This window comes from Leptolyngbya iicbica LK (assembly GCF_004212215.1).
GTDB lineage: Bacteria > Cyanobacteriota > Cyanobacteriia > Phormidesmidales > Phormidesmidaceae > Halomicronema > Halomicronema iicbica.
The window spans coordinates 171,485-190,666 of the sequence record NZ_QVFV01000002.1; the positions used below are offsets into that span (position 1 = coordinate 171,485).

The following is a 19,182-nucleotide window of genomic DNA, read 5'->3' on the forward strand; positions in this document are numbered from 1 at the left end:
TTCAAGGAAGTTTCTTTGACAGACATTAAAAACTGGTTTACAAATTGCTGCTACTGCACCTCACTAGAGTGAGAAATGCTGTATATGAAATTCGATCATGTGAAATTCTGTGGCAATCAGAAGGTAGAGTTGCTGCAATTTAAATGTGTAGCCATAGCAAGATGAATCGAACAATACTTTGCAGATAAAACTAGGTCATCTGAAAAAAGAATTTGGATCTCAACTGAGCAGGCTGTCAAAATAGCGGCTTTGAATTGATCGAAATATCGTGTCTGGTTTTGATTCTTCGGTCGATCGCTCATCACCTTTAATCGCATATTTTGTTTTGGGTTACGCCCTGCGAAAGCGTAGTAACCAATTACTGTGCGCGATCGCGAGTCCATTTTCAAAACTTAAAAAGGGGGCTAGTAACCTATGAATGCAGACAGAATTGTGCACGAGCAGCCAGCAAAATGGATCGAGCGATTAGCTCGCTTTGGCTATGCCGCCAAGGGCATCGTTTATATGATTGTCGGCGTGTTGGCGTTCCAAGCAGCGTTTAATTGGGGCGGGCGCATCACGGGCAGCAAAGGAGCCTTTCGAACGATTGCAAACCAGCCTTTCGGCAATTTTTTGCTGTTTTTGGTGGGGGTGGGCTTACTCGGCTACGTAGTGTGGCGCTTTGTGGAAGCGTTTCGCGATCCAGAACATCGAGACAGTGGCCTGAGTGGATTTGCCCGACGGGCTTCCTATTTCGTGAGTGGCTTAATTTATGCCAGCTTAGCGATTTTTGCGCTGCGAATTGTGTTTGGCTCGCCCTCCAATAGCAGCGGTAGCGGCGGTAGTTCGAGTCAGCAAGGGGTGGCCACATTACTCTCCCAACCCTTTGGTCAGTGGCTTGTGGGATTCGTCGGAGTCGCGATCGTGGCTTATGGTTTTTACACCTTTTACAAAGCCTATTCCACTAAATTTCGCCGCAAACTTAAGCTGGCCCAAATGAGCCTTAAAGAAGAGCAATGGTCGACCCGCATTGCGCGTTTTGGACTCACGTCTAAAGGTCTGGTGTCGGTGATTATTGGGTATTTCTTTATCCAGGCGGCGCGGGCGTCTGACCCCAGTCAAGCGCAAACCACGGAAGGGGCGCTCCAAACTTTGCAACAGCAGCCCTATGGAGCCTGGCTCATGGGTTTAGTGGCACTAGGCTTGATTGCTTACGGCATTCATCTGGAAGTCCAAGCTCGATATCGACGAATTTCACCCGCCCGATAGAGTGAACCGCTGAATTCATGGCTGGTAAGTTCTCTCGATTGCTAGACGTCAAAATCCCGACCAATAATTATCGTATTAACAATGCAATAATTATTGAGTTAGCAATGCAGAAATATTGTCATCCTTTTTAATTGATGGCACTGGGTGTGAATACAGTGAAGTTCTGTCATTCCAGATAGAAGTCTGGCCAAGTTTTTTCAATTTAGAGTTACTTGAGAGAAGAAGATTTAGTGGTTCGATCCGAAGCAGCCAGTCGGATGAGGTGCTTTCTTTCAAGGTTTGTAACTGGCGATATCGTACTGACATTCGAGGATATTTTAATGAAATCCACTACTTTCTTTAAGCTGACAGGCTCTTCTCTAGCGGCCCTTGGTTTAGCCGTAGCTCCCATGGCTTACACTCCTGTGCAAGCGCAGGAAAACAGCCAGACTCAAGAAACGGTAGAAACCGAAGATAGTGCTGGCCAAAACTTCGAAGATGCTGAAGAGTCTTTGGAGCAGGCGGGTCAAGAAACGCTGCAAGGGATTGATGCGGCTGGTGAAGCGGCAGAGCAGCAAATTGACCAAACGGCTCGAGAAGCGTCTCAGGCTGCTCAAGAAGCATCCCAAGCGGCTCAGCAAGCTGGCCAGGAAGCGGTTCAGGAAGCTGAAGAAGCCGCTCAGAGAGCAGAAGTTGCGGCTGAGAATGCCGTCGATTCAGTCCAGCAGCGGTCGAACTGGGGTTGGTTAGGTCTGCTGGGACTGGTTGGATTATTTGGTCTGGCCGGTGGCAACAAGCGCCGAGTTGAAACTGACGAACGGTATCACCGCGATCGCCCGGCGACGGCGGCTGGCGAATATCGCTCATAGCATTGGGCGGAGTCAGACAGTGGGCGGCGATCGCTCGGCTGTCTGACGCTCCTACAAAACGCTAGGTGAAAGCCTGTTTTGCCTGTTTGCAAAGCAGGCTTTTTAAGCGTCGATCTCAAAGTCTGTCGAGGGATACAGGGGCGATTATTCCGAATGAGAGAAGATGATTTTTACGTAATCCAATAATCTACAAAAGTGTTGATGAATGGCTCATTTGCTAATTCATCGGCAAGTTGAATTTGGTAAGAGCCCATGATGAGCTCATTTGATTTATTAGCACTAGCGATGGGAGTTGCCGCGATCGCGGGAATTTTCATTCAACTATCCCGTCGAGGTCAGACGGGCGCTTTGGCTGCGATTTTGACCACGGTATTGATGACAGCGTTTGCGAGCCCAGTAATGGCCGCTGCTGCTAACGACAATGCTTTGTCTGATGGTCAGAAGGCCCTCCAAGAAACGCTCAAAACGACCCCTCAAAATAATCAATATCAGGGCATTGAGTATGCTCAAGCGAAAGGAAAACCGTTGAGCGATCGCGAGATCACCCGACGGGTGCAGCAAGAAATTCCTGATAGCGTCAAGCTGAGTGTTTCTAGCGGCTCTGTGCGACTATCCGGACAGGTGAGCAACCGCGACATGGCTCAGCAGGTCATCCAAGATATTAAGGAAATGCCGGGGGTTCACGAAATTTCCTATGACCTGGGCTTTAGCAGCTAACTTCGGCGATTTCGACAGGCCAACCATAACGGTCGGTAGCACTTCTGTGATTACCGACCTTGTTCAGTTAATTCAAAACTTACGTTTATGACATCCCAGAACCCCGACCAGCATCAGCAGTCTAAAAGCACGTCTGCGAGTGAAGACAAAACCTTTGATGTGCGCGATTTAGTGTCTAAGCCAGACTATGAAAAAGATCCCCGTGAGGTGATTGAAAATCCAGCCGTCACACCTCAAATGCTGGATGAATCAGATGATTCCCAATCCGGCATGGAATGAGGTCATTCTCATCAGTCATGGGTGTATTGCAGTTTCATCATTCTCACCTTAAATCTCCCTTCCAAGGCCTAGCCATTAGGCAATAGTTGCTCAAAGTGATATTGGCAATGACTGCTAGGCTCCGCTTGGGCGACTAAAACTCCACTTCTGAATCTGGATGAGGTTGATTTCCATCAGCTCAAAAACTTGAGATTTATTTTCTTGGCTTCTATGCCTTGTTCAAGATGCCTAAATCTATAGGTATAGAGAATGATGAATTCAAGTTTTTTGCACCCTGAAGCAATGATTTCCGATCGCGATAAAAGGAGATTCTGTGAATAGTCCTGTTTCGACTGCAGAAGTAACGCAATCATCCTCGGATAGGGTGCTCGATGCCTTTGGTGTGGATGCGGCCCAGGGGTTGCAAAATCGGCAAGTCAAACGCCAGCGGGAAAAGTACGGATGGAACCGGCTCAAGCAGCGGAAACAGCGGGGTGCCTGGGCGATTTTGGTCGATCAATTTAAGAGTCCGATTATCGGTCTTTTAGCGGTAGCCGCAGTTTTAGCCTTTGCGTTTCAAGAGTGGATTGAAGGCATCGCGGTAGTGATGGCGATCGCCCTCAACGCCATCATCGGCTTTACGACGGAGCTGCGAGCCGTCAAATCAATGGAGTCGCTGCAGGCTCTCAGCAAGGCTCAGGCGAAGGTGCGGCGCGAAGGCCAGGTGCGACAGATCGACGCGGATCAACTGGTGCCTGGCGATATCGTCGTGCTGGAAGGGGGCGACGTCGTGCCCGCCGATATTCGCCTGATCGAAGCCTCCAAACTGCAAGCGGATGAGTCCGCCCTGACGGGAGAGTCTCTGCCGGTCAGTAAAGATACGACGCCCGTGGAACCGGACTTGTCCCTGGCGGAGCAGACGAACCGCTTGTTTAAGGGCACTGCCATTACGCGGGGGGCGGGCGAAGGGATTGTGACCGCGACCGGCATGGAGACCGAACTCGGCCACATTTCGGAGCTGGCGGAGCAGGCGGGAGGCGAGCAAACGCCCTTGGAAAAGCGCTTGGACCAACTGGGTCGCCGCCTAATTTGGGTGACGCTGGGCATTGCGGTGGTGGTGGCGCTGGCGGGGATTATCCAAGGCCGCGACCTGGTGCTGATGGTGGAAACGGCGATCGCCCTCTCCGTTGCTGCCGTGCCGGAAGGGTTGCCCATTGTCGCGACGGTGGCGCTGGCGCGGGGCATGTGGCGCATGGCGAAGCAAAACGCCCTGATCAATCGTCTGTCTGCGGTCGAAACCCTCGGTTCCACCAGCATCGTATGCACCGACAAAACTGGCACCCTGACCCAAAATCGGATGACGGTTAGCCGCGTGGTCACCGAAGCGGGCACCGTGCACGTTGACAATGAAGCGGGCCAAGCTCGCTTTCGTCTGCATAACGAACCGATTAACCCCCAAGACCCGGCAGCGCTACGGCAACTCCTACAGGTCGGGGTGCTGTGCAATAACGCTGAGCTGTCGGACATGGGCGACACCGACAAGGTCATCGGCGACCCGATGGAGGTAGCACTGCTGGCAGTGGGGCGCAAAGCCGAGATGGAGCGGGCCGACCTGCGCGATCGCTGGCCCGAAGCTCGTGAAGTCGCCTTTGACCCCGAAGTGAAGATGATGGCTACCTACCATGAGGCCGATGACGGCTATTGGGTAGCGGTGAAAGGGGCTCCCGAAGCGCTATTGGAAACCTGTACTGACTATTGGAGTGGGGCGGGGCAGCAGTCGTTAGATGGTGAGGCTCGCGATCGCTGGCAGCAACAACTCAAGGAGACCGCCGAGGCTGGACTCCGGGTGCTGGCGTTTGCGATGAAAACCGTCGATTCCACCGAAGGGGATCCCTATCACGACCTGACCTGGCTAGGCATTGTGGGCCTGGAAGATCCGCCTAGAGAAGGCGTCAAAGAGGCGATCAAAGCCTGCCACCAGGCGGGCGTGCGGGTGATTATGGTGACGGGAGACCAGCCCATCACCGCTCGCAATATTGGCTTAGCGGTCGGCGTGGTCGGCGAGCAAGATGCCAAAGCGTTACCCGGCAAAGCCCTGAAGCCGTTGGATGACCTGACTAAACAAAATCGCCAAGAACTCCAGCAGGTCTCGATCTTTGCGCGGGTGAGTCCGGAACAAAAGTTGAATCTGATTGCCCTGCACCAGGCCGATGACGCGATCGTGGCGATGACCGGAGATGGCGTCAATGATGCTCCGGCGTTGCAAAAAGCTGATATCGGGGTGGCCATGGGTCAGCGCGGTACCCAGGTCGCCCAAGAAGCGGCGGACATGGTGCTGCAGGATGATGCCTTTTCGACCATTATTCATGCGATCGCTCAGGGACGGGCCATTTTCCGTAATATTCGCCAATTTACGCTGTATCTGCTCTCGGGCAATACCGGCGAAATCTTCGCGGTGGCGCTGACCTCCCTATTCAATGCGCCGTTGCCGCTGCTGCCCCTGCAAATTCTCTACATCAATGCGGTGAATGACGTGTTTCCGGCTCTGGCCTTGGGCTTTGGCGAAGGGGACGAGCTGATGATGCAGCGCCCCCCGCGCAAGGGCAACGAAGCCGTGCTGACGCAACGCCACTGGGCCGATATCGTAATCTACGGACTCCTGATCGCCGGGGCTACCCTCGGAGCCTTTGGCATCGCCTTGCGGGTATGGCAACTCAGCGACACCCAGGCCGTAACGGTTTCGTTTATGACGCTCGCATTTGCGCGGTTGTGGCACATTTTCAACATGCGTAGCGCTGGCACTGGATTGCTGAAAAATGAGGTCGTGCGCAATCCCTACGTCTGGGGGGCCTTGGTCATCTGCACTGGCATCCTGCTGGCGGCGGTCTATGTTCCGGGTCTTTCCGATGCTTTAGGCACGACCGGATTAACGCCACGCGCCTGGGGCCTTGTGCTGGGATTCAGCCTGATTCCGCTGATTTTGGGCCAAATTGGCAAGGTATGGCGCGATCGCCATTAACGGTCTGCTGTTTACCATCCCGATTTGTATCGGGGGCGAGACATGGTCGCAGCAATGTCTCAGCAAAGAATCGGTGAGATGCACCGACCATGCCTCGCCCCTACGACACCCATCCACCCTGCTACCCAACGACCCTACGACACCCAACGACCCTGCTACCCAACGACCCATCCCCCCCTATGTTTGACTGGATCACCACCTGGCTCGAATCCCTCGGTTACGTCGGCGTATTTGCACTGATGGTGCTTGAACACGTCTTTCCGCCGATTCCTTCAGAGGTGGTGATGCCCTTTGCGGGATTTATCAGCAGCCGCAGTGAGGAGATGAGCCTAATGGGGGTCATCATTGCCGGGTCCCTGGGGTCGATGGGCGGCACCTTGGTGTGGTATTACGTGGGCCGCTGGGTCGATCAAGAGCAGTTGATGGTTTTGGTGGCGCGTCATGGGCGCTGGCTGACCCTCAAGCCCAGGGATATTGAAAAAGCGATCGCGTTCTTTCAGCGCGGGCAGGGGCAATGGGTCGTCGGTTTGGGGCGCGTGGTGCCCGGTGTGCGCACCTACGTGTCAGTGCCTGCGGGCCTCAGCGATATGCCATTGCCTGCCTACCTGGTCTATTCCGGCATCGGGACGGTGATCTGGACGGCAGCCCTCGCGATCGCGGGATACATTTTGGGCGATCGCTTTGATGAGGTTAGCCACTTCATCGCGCCTATCAGTAAATTCGTGTTGATTGGTCTGGCTGTCTTTGCCGTGGGGTGGGTGCTGTATCGTCGTCGCCGCCGTCGCCAGAATTCCCAATCACCGCGATAATCCCCAAAACCTTCCCTTATCTCCCCATCTCCCCATCTCCCCATCTCCCCATCTCCCCATCTCCCCATCTCCCCCGCGCCCCTGCCCTCCCAAATCCGTCCTCTTCTCCACGAAAACGCTTACGAGCATCGTTCAAATGAGGGAGATACCAGCCGCGATCGCTTATGCCCCTTGAGCGATGAGACTTCGGCAGTGACTCGATAAGGTGAAGCCATTGGCGCAAAAGAGGATCTGATATGACTAACCTTTCTGAACAAATCGAATCGGCCAAATCGAACATGACCGAGCCGTTGCCGACGCCTCCGGAGATGCAAGGTGAGCAAGCGACCCCGCAAGAACTTCTAGAGCGGTTGAATTGGGGTGAGCCCGCGCTGACGATTATCGACGTGCGCGATCGCGAAGCCTTTAATAACGAGCGCATCACGGGTGCAGTGACTATGCAGCCCGGTCAACTCCCCGAAGCCGCCACCTCCGAGTTGGAATACAACCGCGATATTTATCTCTACGGCGAAACCGCTGAAAGCGCTGCTGGAGCAGCCAATCAGCTGCGCGAAGCGGGATATCAAAAAGTTGCTGAAATTCAAGGCGGACTCGCTGGCTGGAAGCAGGTTGGCGGCCCCACCGAAGGTATCAAAGCGTTCTCGTCACCGGTTAGCTAACGCCTGCTCACCGCCCTGTTTGGACAATCCATAAAGCGCAGAAATCAGCAGCGGGCGATCGCACCTGATCGCCCGCTGCTGATTTCTGCTTTCTCATGGCGTCCAGTTACTTACACCCTCACCTCTCACCGCATCCCTGACCATGGATATCACCGAAATTTGGGAAGACCTCGCTTGGGATCAAGGCGGCCGGATCGTTTACCTTGTCCTGGATGGTCTCGGCGGCATTCCCCATCCCGACCACCACCTGACGGAGTTGCAGGCCGCCAATACCCCCAACCTCGACGCCCTCGCCAAAGAATCGAGCTGTGGGTTGCTTGAAATCGTCGGTCCCGGTATCACTCCCGGCAGCGGCCCCGGACATCTGACCCTGTTTGGCTATGACCCGCTGAAGTATCGCATCGGTCGCGGGGTGTTGTCGGCTTTGGGCATCGATTTTGAGCTGCAACCGGGGGATGTCGCCGCTCGGGCTAACTTCGCTAGTTTCAGCGACAAGGGGATGGTCAGCGATCGCCGCGCCGGGCGCATTGGCACCGACCTCAACGAACGCTTGGTGCAAAAGATTTGCGATCGCGTCTCCCTCGACTTTGACGGCACCTTCTTCTTTGAAACGGTCAGCGAACATCGCGCCGTCCTTGTCCTACGCGGCGATGACCTATCTGGTGCCGTCCAAGACACCGACCCGCAAAGCACCGATCGGCCCCCTAACCTCCCGAAAGCAACGGCGGAAGAAGGTGAAAAAACAGCGGTGCTCATTCAGTCTTTTTTGCGCCAGGTGTCCGATGTTTTAGCCGACGAGCATCCGGCCAACGGCGTGTTGCTACGCGGATTCGAGCGCTTCGAGCCGCTGCCCTCCCTCCAAGAACGCTTTGCGCTGAATGGCGTCTGCATTGCCGACTACCCCATGTATCGGGGCGTGAGTCGCCTGGTCGGGATGGATGTCATGCCACGTCCCGGAGGCCTGGCCGAACGCTTTGACACCCTCGCCGACATCTACGGCGATGACCATGATTTTTACTTCATTCACGTTAAAAAGACCGACAGCCTCGGCGAAGATGCCGATTTCGATCGCAAAGTCGCGAAACTTGAACAAGTCGATCAGCTACTGCCCAAAATCACTGACCTCAATCCAGACGTCCTCGTCGTCACAGCCGACCACTCCACCCCCGCCACCATAGGCCGCCATAGCTGGCATCCGGTCCCCGTCATGCTCAAGGCCAAACATGCGCGGGTTGATCGAGTCGATCGCTTTGATGACTACGCCTGCGCTGAGGGGATGCTCGGTCGGCGTCCCGGCACCCATCTCATGGGCCTTGCCCTCGCCAACGCGGGGCGGATGCAAAAATACGGCGCTTAAAAGTCTAGCCGAACCCCAGACGGGGGTTGACTCATAAACAAAAGCGGCTTGGTTAACCAGCAAAATACCAAGCCGCTTACTTTGTTTGACGAGACTTATTCCGGTCATTTTTAGCGTCTAAGAATAATCCAAACCGCGTGGATAATACCGGGAACGTATCCCAACAGGGTCAGCAAGATATTAATCCAAAACTGTAGCGACAGCCCTACCTGTAGAAATACGCCGACAGGTGGCAAAAAGATTGCCAGTATCAATCGAATGATGTCCATACATTCACCTCTTAAATTAGCGGAGGAACTCACATAATTAAATTGGAATAGTTGTTTTAAGACATCCCCCCAGAGACTCAATTCTGCCCATGACTAACTATGAGAGATACATCGTAAGCGGCATCAACTGGGCGATCGCAAATGTTCCTGGCGAGAGATGAAAAAGTTTGAGAAATATCTAAAAATCAAGTTTGTAATTACCCAGCCAGACTGAATCTGTCTGGGTATGGCTGTAAGCAAAGGTATTTTTATGACACAGCAAAGTCAACAAACTCAAGATAAGAATAATGCAGTTTTTCCAGATGAGAAGAATACTCCCATCGTAGAAGAAGCGCGTCGCACCGGACAGGGGGCTCGCAAGTCGGACGCTAAAAGCGGTGCTGAAGCCGAAGCTCCAGGCGATAAGAACACCGATACTCCGGGCGATCCGAATCAGGGCACTGAAGCTCGCTAGAAAGCCCGTTGATCAGTAAGACTGCCGACCCTGGCAGTCTTTATTTTTTAGCCACGCCGAAATGATTCAATATTGCGTTAAGCCTGAAAATGTGATGCCGCTTTTGGGGCAGCATTTGCCGATCGCTACGCTAATTTCCTGGGAGCAATCTAGTGAAATTTGGTCAATGGATTACCTTAATCGTTTTACTGATTTGCCTGTATATTTTTTGGCAAATTCGTAATATCACGCTGCTCACATTTGCGGCGGTTATTTTCGGTATCGTCCTCAATCGCATGGTGCGATTTCTTCGGCAGTGGACGGCTTCCAGAAAGACTGCGGTCGCTGTGACCGTCGGCATAATGCTGTTAATACTGGGCGTTTTTGGGGCCATTATCGTGCCGCCATTTAGTCAACAGTTGCGAGAACTGATTGATTTGCTCCCCCAAGCGGCCGACCAACTTCAGCAGTGGTTGCAGGGATTAGAGAGCATCGGTCCCTTTTCCCTCGAAAACTTCCAAGCGGTCAACTCTATCTCCAGTCAACTGAGCAATTTTGACTGGGAGATGGTGGCCAACCGCTTCTTTACGCTGTTTTCGAACACCCTATCTCTGACGCTGAATTTGCTGCTGGTCATCGTCATCACCATCATGATGCTGCTGAATCCGCAGCCCTATCGGCGACTGTTTATTAAAGTCTTTCCGTCTTCGATTCGCCGACAGGTGGATCACGTCTTGGATGAGTGCGAAGAAGCGATCGCGGGATGGTTCATCGGCATTCTGTTCAACATGGGGGTGATTGCACTGCTGAGCACCGTCGGCCTGTGGATCTTAGGCGTGCCGCTGGCTCTGGCGAACGGTCTGCTGGCGGGCTTGCTGGCGTTTATTCCCAATATGGGTCCGGTGCTGAGTGTGATTCCCCCGGTGGCGATCGCGGTGCTGGATGCACCTTGGAAAGCGATCGCGGTAGTGGTGCTTTACATCATCATTCAGCAGCTCGAAAGTAATTTGCTAACTCCCCTCGTGATGAAAAAGCAAGTCTCGCTGCTGCCTGCTGTCACGCTGTTATCGCAAGTAATTTTTGCCATCTTTTTCGGCTTTTTAGGACTCCTACTCGCCCTGCCACTAACCCTCACCATTCAACAATGGCTCAATGAATTTTGGGTCCGCAGCTTTGCCGATGAGCATTAATTTACCGATGAGCATTAACTGCTGATCAAGCAAGGCATATCTTATTCGTGCACAACAAGCATTGGTTAAAAAGGAGACTATTATGCGACTTTTATTCGGTTTATTCGGAATCGCGATTCTCAGTCATTTAACGGGCTTTGCAGCGGCCCAGGCTCAAGAATCGCCTGCTGCCGACCCACTCGAAACCGCTCAGGCCGAAGTCCTCACTTACGATGACTACATGAGTTTGGGCTACAACGCTCAGCAGGAGGGCCGCTATGGCGAAGCCGCCCAATTTTTTCGCTATGCCCTGTATCTCAATCCCGACGATCGCTCTGCCGTGGTGGCGTATTGGAATGCTCGCGATGCGTTGCAGAATGGCGCCGATACGTCTCAAGCTTTTGATGAATTGATGAATCGGGGCTACGACGCGACGGAAGCGGGCAACTATCAAACGGCGCTGGAAAACTTTCGGCAGGCGGAGGCGTTGCGACCGGGTAACTATTACGCCAGTCAGGCGATTCGGAATGTGCGCACTTATCTCAACTCGGAAGCGGCCGTGGGGAATGCGGCTGAGTCGATGGTTGTGCCTGCGCCGGAGGCTCAACCCCCGGCAGTCGCCACGCAGTCTTATCAAGGGGAAGCGCCCTACGATCGCTACATGCGGCTCGGCTATGCGGCGTTGCAAGAGCAAGACTTCACCACTGCCGCAGAGTATTTTCGCAGCGCCCTGTACGAACGCCCCAACGATCGCTGGGCGACCATTGCCTACTGGAACGCCATTGACGGCACTAACGATGGGGAGGCCGGTTTGGGCAGCCCAGCAGAGGAGCCTTCGCGCTACGATCGCTGGATGCGGTTGGGATATGACGCCACTCAGCGGGAGGACTATACCGCCGCGATTGACTTTTTTCAGCGAGCCTTAGACCTGCGTCCGGAAGATTATTACGCCGTTGAAGCCCTCGAAAATGTCCGGACTTATCTCAGCGACTAATTCCTGATGGCTAAACTCCGAGCAAATTGGAGACGGGTTGGTCGGCGCTGGGTCCGTTGGGGACAGCGGACGCTCAATCGCCTGTCGCAGCGACCCTGGGCCCGTCGGTGGATGCGCTGGGGTCATGGGGCCAAGGGCCTACTGTACGGTTTGATTGGGTTCCTAGCCCTGCGAAGTGTGGTCTATGATGGCGAGTCTGCGGGTGGGAGCAAAGCCGTCCTCTTAGCCCTCGGCGATCGCGCGATCGGCAGTCTGATTCTGATCTTTTTAGCGATCGGCCTGTCAGGCTATGCCTTCTGGCGGTTGGTGCAAATGCTGGTGGACCCGGAGAATTTTCACCAGTCGTTAGCGTTTCATCACGTGATGCAGCGCTGTGGATACGGCTTTAGCGGTCTCACGTATTTGGGAATTGGCTACACTGCGGGGCGGCTCGCGATCGGATTGACGGTGGACTTTGAAGACACTGTCGAAGAAATCGCCGAAGCCTTATTTGAAGTGCCGATTGGGCCTTGGGCATTGCTCCTGAGTGGCCTGGCGGTCATTTGTGTGGGCCTGGCTTATGCCTACGGGGCGCTTTCCGGGGGCTTTATTAACGAGTTTCAGCCGCGGCTGTATGCCACCGTGAAGCGCACCACCGTGGTGATGGGGAAAATTGGCTTCACCGCCCGCGGCATCAGTTTTATGTTGATTGGTGCTTATTTAATGAAGTCGGCTTATTTCACGAATGATGAAACCGCTGGCGGGTTGGGCCAAGTGCTGGATCGATTGGATGACCAACGGTTTGGGAAAGTGTGGCTCAGCGCGATCGCGATCGGGTTCTTTGCCTACGCCACTTATATGGTGTTGTCGGCGATTTACCGACGCTTTCCCGTCCCCGAGTCGACAGCGCCTCCGGTTTCTGCCCAGCGATCGCAGTAGCCGAAACCAGGGGACTGGGGTCATGCAATCATCATGCGGCGATCAGCTCGTATCAAATCCGCTTACCAAGGAGTCAGGGGACGCACCCCTCGAAGGGGTGCGTCCCCTGGGGCGATCGCGGTTCTCTGTTCATGGATAGTTGGAGAAGAAATCATGGGCGATTCGCACAGAACACCCGATTGTCAAGTCGCGTCATCAGTACAATGAGTTAACTTAAGTGCTGCCGATTTTCACACTTTCTATCCTCCCTTGGCCGACGCTCTCCCTCCTGCTGCTGCGACTCCGCGATCGCCCCAACCCAGCTCAACGCTGATCTGGGTTAGCGGTGCCCTCTTTATCCCAGCGATTCTCGGCTTGGGTTGGCAAGTGTTGGCTCAATCGGCGCTCAGTCATCGTCTACTGGCGTTGGGCTTGTTGCTCACAGGCATTGAACAGGGGCGCATGGCGATGGTCGATCTGCGCCAAGTCGCCGCCGTTGGGCAACAAGTTAGCGATCATCGATTGATGCGGTTCTACTCCGTATTGCGGCTGGCGATCGCCGGTCAACTCGTCGGCTTCTACCTGGCGGCCTGGGGCTGGCTCGGTTATGGCGCTGGCGTCATCATGATGAGCATTATTGGCTTCAACCTCGCCGCCGGACTGCAGCTCCAACCAGCGGCTGAGCCGCCCCTACGTTCAGTGACCTGGCGAGAGCGATCGGGGGTGCTCTTGGCGGACGGCTTGGCCCTCGCTTTAGTCGGGTTGTGGCTCACAGACGTGGGTCGAGTTTGGATTGGGGCCGGTCTACTGACGATTGCCCTGAGCTATGTCGCGGTGAAGTTGGTGCAAGGGGTGCGCTCTGCTCGCTGACGTCAGTTCAGGAGCCGGATCCGCCAACCACCGTCCTACCGCCCCCAAAATTCCCTGTCAGCATAGGAAGGTGAGTCCTACAATCGTTAGGAACATTTGTGCATCCGAGTGAGGGTTATGGCCGCGCCTGCTGACAACGAAGCCAACCACGGCATCCCGGAACGTCTGGCGAAACACACCGTTCGCTATGCCAACTGCAAAGACGTGAACGCCGATGACCTGACGCCGATGATGCGGCACTACGTGCAGGTGAAGCAGGAATATCCCCACGCCCTGTTGCTGTATCGGGTGGGCGACTTTTTCGAGACCTTCTTTGAAGACGGCATCACGATCGCCCGCGAGCTCGAACTGGTACTGACCAGCAAAGAGTGCGGCAAGGTGGTCGGTCGGGTGCCGATGGCGGGCATTCCCCACCATGCGCTGGATCGCTACTGCATTCAACTGGTGGAAAAGGGGTACGCGATCGCCATCTGCGATCAGGTGGAAGACCCCGCCCAGGCCCAGGGCTTGGTGAAGCGCGAAGTCACCCGCGTCATCACCCCCGGCACCGTGATCGAAGAGGGCATGCTCAGCGCCCGTCGCAACAACTTCCTCGCCGCCGTGGTGATCTCCGGGCAGCACTGGGGCCTCGCCTACGCCGACGTGTCCACCGGGGAATTTTTCACCACCCAGCACAACGACCTGGAGCAAGTGGGGCAGGAACTGATGCGCCTCCAGCCTTCCGAGACGCTGTTCCCCACCGATGCCCCCGACCTGCGCGCCATGCTGCGTCCCGGTGAAGCCTCCGACCAACTGCCAGACTGCCTGCCCCGCCAGTTTTGCTACACGCTGCGATCGCAGGGCTCCTTTTCCCACACCGAAGCCCGCCAGCGATTGTTACAGACCTTCCGATTGCGATCGCTGGAAGGTATCGGCTGCGACCACCTGCCCCTCGCCGTCCGCGCCGCTGGTGGTCTGCTGGAGTACCTGGAAGACACCCAGAAGGACACCCAGGTACCGCTGCAACTGCTCAGCACCTACGTCCTCAGCGACTTCCTGGTGCTCGACCACCAGACCCGCCGCAATCTGGAAATCACTCAGACCTCCCGCGACGGCACCTACAACGGCTCCCTGCTGTGGGCGCTCGATCGCAGCGTGACGGCCATGGGCGGACGGGCGTTGCGCCGCTGGCTGCTGCAACCGCTGCTGTCGGTTGAGAAGATTCGTGATCGCCAAGCCACCATCCAAGAACTGGTCGATGACGGCTCCCTCCGCACCTCGCTCCAGCAGCAGCTCAAGCAAATCTACGACCTGGAGCGCCTCGCCGGACGCGCGGGTTCCGGCACCGCCAACGGACGCGACCTGGTTGCCCTCGCGGATTCCTTTGCCCGCTTGCCCATCCTCGCCGCCCTCGTCGAAGCCGTCGAGTCCCCCTACCTGAAGGCCCTCCAGCACGTCCCCCCCGAGTTGGAGAAACTGGGGGACACCCTGCGATCGCACCTCGTCGAGTCCCCGCCCCTCTACCTCACCGAAGGCAACCTGATTCGTCCCGGTGTCAACGCCGACCTCGATCACCTCCGCGACCAGGTCAAAGGCGACCAGGACTGGATCGCCAAACTCGAACCTGCCGAACGGGAACGCACGGGCATCTCCACCCTCAAAGTCGGCTTCAACAAGGCGTTCGGCTACTACATCAGTATCTCCCGCAACAAATCCGACCAGGCCCCCGACGATTACATCCGCAAGCAAACCCTCACCAACGAAGAACGCTACATCACCCCCGAACTCAAAGAACGGGAAGCCCGCGTCTTCAACACCCAGGACGAAATTCACAAGCTGGAGTACGAAATTTTTCAGCAACTCCGCGAACTGGTCGGCCAACACGCCGACCTGATCCGCCAAGTCGCCCAAGGGGTCGCCGCCGCCGACGTCCTCGCCGGACTCGCCGAAGTCGCTATCTACCAGGGCTACTGCCGCCCCGAAATGGTCGAGAGCCGCGAAATCGAGATCGCCGATGGCCGCCACCCCGTGGTTGAGCAATTGCTCCCCGCTGGCTTCTTCGTCCCCAATTCCACCGAGCTAGGCGGGGAGGAGAATTCAAAATTCAAAATACCCTCCGGGAAGGGCACAGCCCTACAAAATTCAGAAAATGGGAGCCAGGAGCCAGAATCCAGTAGTCAGAATGGCAACAGCGAAGCCGAATCCAAAATCCAAAATCCAAAATCCAAAACCGCCCCCCTACCCAGCCACCCAGCCACCCTCACACCCAGCCACCCTCACACCCTCTACCCCGACCTCATCATCCTCACCGGACCCAACGCCAGCGGCAAAAGCTGCTACCTCCGGCAAGTCGGCCTGATTCAGCTCATGGCGCAGGTGGGTAGCTTTGTTCCGGCGAGTGGGGCGCGGTTGGGCATTTGCGATCGCATCTTCACCCGCGTGGGTGCCGTCGATGACCTGGCGACCGGACAGTCCACCTTTATGGTCGAAATGAACGAAACGGCGAACATTTTGAACCACGCCAGCGATCGCTCCCTGGTGCTCCTGGACGAAATCGGGCGCGGCACCGCCACCTTTGACGGTCTTTCCATTGCTTGGTCGGTAGCGGAATACCTCGCCAGCGAAGTCCGAGCACGCACCATCTTTGCCACTCATTATCACGAGCTGAACGAGTTGGCAGGCATTTTGGACAACGTCGCCAATTATCAGGTGACGGTCAAGGAAATGCCCGATCAGATCGTGTTCCTTCATCAGGTGCGACCGGGGGGAGCCGATCGCTCCTACGGCATCGAAGCGGGACGATTGGCCGGACTGCCCCCCACCGTCATCCAGCGGGCGCGGGAAGTCATGACCCAAATCGAAAAGCACAGCAAAATTGCCGTCGGCCTGCGCCAAGGGGCGGAGTTCAACGGTAACGGTCGTCGTCGCAAACGCCGCAGCGTCCAAGAAGATCCCGCTGAGCAGCTCGACATTTTTAGTTCTTAAACTGGGGGGTGCCGCTTTGTGTCAGGGTGTGAAATCTCTGGTGGATTCAGCGATAGCGCCCAATTTGGCAATGTAGTATTGATGAGTTTGAAGCGCAGCAGACGAGTGGCGATGACTGACCCTAAGGCGATTTCTGAAATTCTTTCCCGAGACGATTTGGTGACGGCTTACCAAGCGGGACAGCGGACCTTTTCGGGAGTGTCGCTGGCGGAAACCGACATCAGTGGCATTGACCTGAAGGGCGCTGACTTAAGCTACGCCGAACTCAACGGCGCCAACCTGGCCCAGGCCAATTTGCGCGGCTGTGACTTGAGCTATGCGTCTTTGCGCGAAGCCGATCTCACCGAAGCCGATTTGCGGGGCGCGATGCTGATTGGCACCGACTTGCGCCAGGCCACAGTGACCGAGGCGAACTTTCACGATGCCGATTATGACCCGACGGAGACCCACTTCCCCGCTGGGTTTGATCCGGTTCAGGCCGAAATGAAAAGCGATCGCGCCGACTCCTAAAAGCGTCACATCAGAGATCGCGCCGCATTGTCTTTCTCCTACATGTAACCGTCAGTTCGGGAGAGGAAGTCCCTGACTTTGGGACTCCCCTTCCGAGGCTGCAATATTTAAGCCGTCTCAGCCGTTGACTGCCTCGAGCTGATCTTGAGTGCGAGTGGCAAAATCACTGGCCGCGTGACGTTCATGCAATTGTTCTGCCGGTGGCCCCCAGGTGCGGTTAACCATGCGCCCCCGTTGCACCGCTGGACGGGCATCAATCTCGTTGGCCCACTTCATCACATGGGTATAGGACTGCACGTCAAGAAATTCAGCGGCGTCGTATGAGCGTCCCAACACTAGCCCGCCATACCAGGGCCAAATAGCGATGTCAGCAATGGTGTAATCATCACCACAGATGTAGGGCTGCTCGGCTAACTGCCGATCCAACACGTCGAGCTGGCGTTTGGTCTCCATGGTGAAGCGGTTAATCGGGTATTCCAGCTTGACTGGGGCGTAATGGTAAAAATGCCCGAAGCCACCGCCCACATAGGGGGCTGAGCCAATTTGCCAAAACAGCCAGGACAAACATTCCGCCCGCTCGGCAGAGTCTGAGGGGACAAAGGCCCCAAATTTTTCTGCTAAATACAGCAGGATGGCCCCCGATTCAAAGATGCGGGTGGGGGGAGTGGTGCTGCGATCGACCAGCGCCGGAATTTTGGAATTGGGGTTGACCTCGACAAAGCCGCTGCCAAACTGCTCGCCCTGATTAATGCGGATGGGATAGGCGTCATACTCGGCGTCAGTGAGGCCCAGAGCCAACAGTTCTTCCAACAAAATCGTCACTTTTTGGCCGTTGGGTGTGGCGAGAGAGTAAAGCTGTAGCGGATGTTCACCGACGGGTAACGTTTGCTCGTGGGTGGCTCCAGCGGTGGGGCGGTTAGTCCCGGCCCAGGTGCCACCACTTTCCGTATCCCATTGCCAAACCTTGGGGGGGGTGTACTCTGATGGAGTGCTCATAAAATTTGCCTGAAGTAATTGACGCGATCGCTAGCCTATCCCACCACATCCAGTTTTGACTGAGGATTGCCTGAGTCTGCGCGAACTCCCAACGCCAGCATAAGAACCATGTATTTGTCACCATGCACGATTCCTAGCGCCGTTTCAAACCAGGTAAATCCATGAGTGAAATGAGTGACAGCTAACTCTTTGAGCGGAAATGGTCGCATGTATGAGGTAGCTGTCGTGATGGCGGTGTCAACCACTTAACTATGGCAAGTGCAGCCTTGATGACCACAGCCATCCCCATTCGGGTGACCGTTAGCGCAGGCCTCACTGCAATAGTAATGGTCGTCTTTGGCGATCGCCTGGCTGGTGTCGACAACACACAAACAAGAATCGCACGCACATTTCATTTGAGTAACAGTCGTCATCGCAATCTCCTTAGTCGATAAAATGACACATACATGAACAAGCATTCATGATTTTATAATACCTGAATGCCTGTTCATGTGTTTAGGTATACAATATTTAGCTTTGATCGAGAGGTAAAACTAAAGCTAAAGGATTGCTGCTCACTAACGGCTAATCAATGTCGAATTCTGAAAATAATGCTGTGTCAGCGATCGCGGCCGATGTCTCAATGGGCGGGATTCTGAGTGTGGAAAAAGCCCAGCGCATGGCTGAGTTTTTTGGCGTGCTGGGTGACCCCAACCGCTGGCGGATCTTGTCGGCGCTGGCCTTGCAAGAGTTGCGCGTGGGCGAACTGGCGGCAGCCGTTGACATGAGCGAATCGGCTGTTTCTCATCAGTTACGGGTGCTACGCAGCATGCGGTTGGTGAGTTATCGCAAGCAAGGCCGCAGCGTTTTGTACTGCTTAAAAGACGACCACATTTTCAATCTCTATCAAGCCGCGTCTGAGCACCTTGATGAACCGGAGGATTGATATCAGGTCACGGTTTACAAGCTCGCACGTCACGGTCCCGTAGCGCGATCGCCAGCTCGATTCACCACAGTGAAGTAGCTCATGTGCAGAAACTGTCTGTAGATAGAGCGATCGTGGCGTGACGCACTATTTCTGAACATAGACCAGTGGCGTGGGGCGACGGAATTTTTCTGCTGCCGCAACACTGCAACAGTCCTCACCCACCGCAACACGATCACCTGTCGATGAAGGGCTAGTAAA

General features: G+C 55.3%; 19 protein-coding genes. 16 read left to right on the plus strand and 3 right to left on the minus strand.

The genetic code is table 11. From position 1 onward, the window contains the following. Positions 1-414: 414 nt before the first annotated feature. The 8 genes from DYY88_RS07870 (at position 415) to DYY88_RS07905 (ending at position 8,915) form a co-directional block, all read left to right on the plus strand. Positions 415-1,248 carry a DUF1206 domain-containing protein gene (locus tag DYY88_RS07870; protein ID WP_039728602.1) on the plus strand — a complete coding sequence of 278 codons (834 nt, stop codon included), beginning with the start codon at positions 415-417 and terminating at the stop codon, positions 1,246-1,248. A 320-nt stretch (positions 1,249-1,568) separates the two neighbouring features. Further along, positions 1,569-2,096: a WGxxGxxG family protein gene (locus DYY88_RS07875; RefSeq protein ID WP_052288585.1), complete on the plus strand. Its 528-nt coding sequence runs from the start codon at positions 1,569-1,571 to the stop codon at positions 2,094-2,096. Between the two features lie 252 nt (positions 2,097-2,348). Then, positions 2,349-2,813 (plus strand): BON domain-containing protein, encoded by a 465-nt coding sequence (locus DYY88_RS07880; RefSeq protein WP_052288584.1) that lies wholly within the window; start codon positions 2,349-2,351, stop codon positions 2,811-2,813. An 87-nt stretch (positions 2,814-2,900) separates the two neighbouring features. After that, entirely contained in the window at positions 2,901-3,092 is a 192-nt protein-coding gene (locus DYY88_RS07885) for a hypothetical protein (protein WP_039728601.1), read from the plus strand. Between the two features lie 313 nt (positions 3,093-3,405). After that, complete coding sequence (locus tag DYY88_RS24855; protein WP_039728600.1) at positions 3,406-6,090, plus strand: cation-translocating P-type ATPase; 2,685 nt, start codon at positions 3,406-3,408, stop codon at positions 6,088-6,090. A gap of 89 nt (positions 6,091-6,179) precedes the next feature. After that, positions 6,180-6,899 carry a DedA family protein gene (locus DYY88_RS07895; RefSeq protein ID WP_201279063.1) on the plus strand — a complete coding sequence of 240 codons (720 nt, stop codon included), beginning with the start codon at positions 6,180-6,182 and terminating at the stop codon, positions 6,897-6,899. Positions 6,900-7,135: 236 nt separating this feature from the next. Continuing rightward, the gene (locus DYY88_RS07900; protein WP_039728598.1) at positions 7,136-7,558 is read left to right on the plus strand and encodes a rhodanese-like domain-containing protein; all 423 of its coding nucleotides are present in this window, start codon (positions 7,136-7,138) and stop codon (positions 7,556-7,558) included. Positions 7,559-7,700: 142 nt separating this feature from the next. Then, entirely contained in the window at positions 7,701-8,915 is a 1,215-nt protein-coding gene (locus DYY88_RS07905) for a 2,3-bisphosphoglycerate-independent phosphoglycerate mutase (protein WP_039728597.1), read from the plus strand. A gap of 110 nt (positions 8,916-9,025) precedes the next feature. Here the strand turns inward: DYY88_RS07905 and DYY88_RS07910 are convergent, their stop codons facing one another. Further along, a complete protein-coding gene (locus DYY88_RS07910) occupies positions 9,026-9,184 on the minus strand; it encodes a YqaE/Pmp3 family membrane protein (protein ID WP_039728595.1) in 159 nt (52 codons plus the stop codon). 250 nt (positions 9,185-9,434) lie between these two features. Here DYY88_RS07910 and DYY88_RS07915 point away from each other — a divergent pair, with 250 nt between their 5' ends. From DYY88_RS07915 to DYY88_RS07945, 7 genes are all read left to right on the plus strand, one after another. Next, positions 9,435-9,638 (plus strand): hypothetical protein, encoded by a 204-nt coding sequence (locus DYY88_RS07915; RefSeq protein ID WP_039730299.1) that lies wholly within the window; start codon positions 9,435-9,437, stop codon positions 9,636-9,638. Positions 9,639-9,790: 152 nt separating this feature from the next. After that, positions 9,791-10,807, plus strand: coding sequence for an AI-2E family transporter (locus tag DYY88_RS07920; RefSeq protein ID WP_039728594.1), 1,017 nt, complete (start codon positions 9,791-9,793; stop codon positions 10,805-10,807). 82 nt (positions 10,808-10,889) lie between these two features. Continuing rightward, on the plus strand, positions 10,890-11,780 hold the full coding sequence (locus DYY88_RS25130; RefSeq protein ID WP_039728592.1) for a tetratricopeptide repeat protein: 891 nt from the start codon (positions 10,890-10,892) through the stop codon (positions 11,778-11,780). 6 nt (positions 11,781-11,786) lie between these two features. After that, positions 11,787-12,698 carry a DUF1206 domain-containing protein gene (locus DYY88_RS07930; RefSeq protein ID WP_084607147.1) on the plus strand — a complete coding sequence of 304 codons (912 nt, stop codon included), beginning with the start codon at positions 11,787-11,789 and terminating at the stop codon, positions 12,696-12,698. A 249-nt stretch (positions 12,699-12,947) separates the two neighbouring features. Next, positions 12,948-13,547 carry a hypothetical protein gene (locus DYY88_RS07935; RefSeq protein ID WP_044151368.1) on the plus strand — a complete coding sequence of 200 codons (600 nt, stop codon included), beginning with the start codon at positions 12,948-12,950 and terminating at the stop codon, positions 13,545-13,547. 117 nt (positions 13,548-13,664) lie between these two features. Continuing rightward, complete coding sequence (mutS, locus tag DYY88_RS07940) at positions 13,665-16,511, plus strand: DNA mismatch repair protein MutS (protein WP_039728589.1); 2,847 nt, start codon at positions 13,665-13,667, stop codon at positions 16,509-16,511. Positions 16,512-16,622: 111 nt separating this feature from the next. Beyond that, positions 16,623-17,021 (plus strand): Alr5209 family pentapeptide repeat protein, encoded by a 399-nt coding sequence (locus DYY88_RS07945; protein WP_039728587.1) that lies wholly within the window; start codon positions 16,623-16,625, stop codon positions 17,019-17,021. 117 nt (positions 17,022-17,138) lie between these two features. On the opposite strand, the gene yghU is transcribed toward DYY88_RS07945, so the two are convergent. Together yghU and DYY88_RS07955 are read right to left on the minus strand one after the other, a co-directional pair. Next, the gene (gene yghU / locus DYY88_RS07950) at positions 17,139-18,017 is read right to left on the minus strand and encodes a glutathione-dependent disulfide-bond oxidoreductase (protein WP_039728585.1); all 879 of its coding nucleotides are present in this window, start codon (positions 18,015-18,017) and stop codon (positions 17,139-17,141) included. Positions 18,018-18,262: 245 nt separating this feature from the next. Then, on the minus strand, positions 18,263-18,430 hold the full coding sequence (locus DYY88_RS07955; RefSeq protein WP_072041387.1) for a metallothionein: 168 nt from the start codon (positions 18,428-18,430) through the stop codon (positions 18,263-18,265). A gap of 158 nt (positions 18,431-18,588) precedes the next feature. Between DYY88_RS07955 and DYY88_RS07960 the strand changes: the two genes are divergently transcribed. Further along, positions 18,589-18,942 (plus strand): ArsR/SmtB family transcription factor, encoded by a 354-nt coding sequence (locus DYY88_RS07960; RefSeq protein WP_039728584.1) that lies wholly within the window; start codon positions 18,589-18,591, stop codon positions 18,940-18,942. Positions 18,943-19,182: the final 240 nt, after the last annotated feature.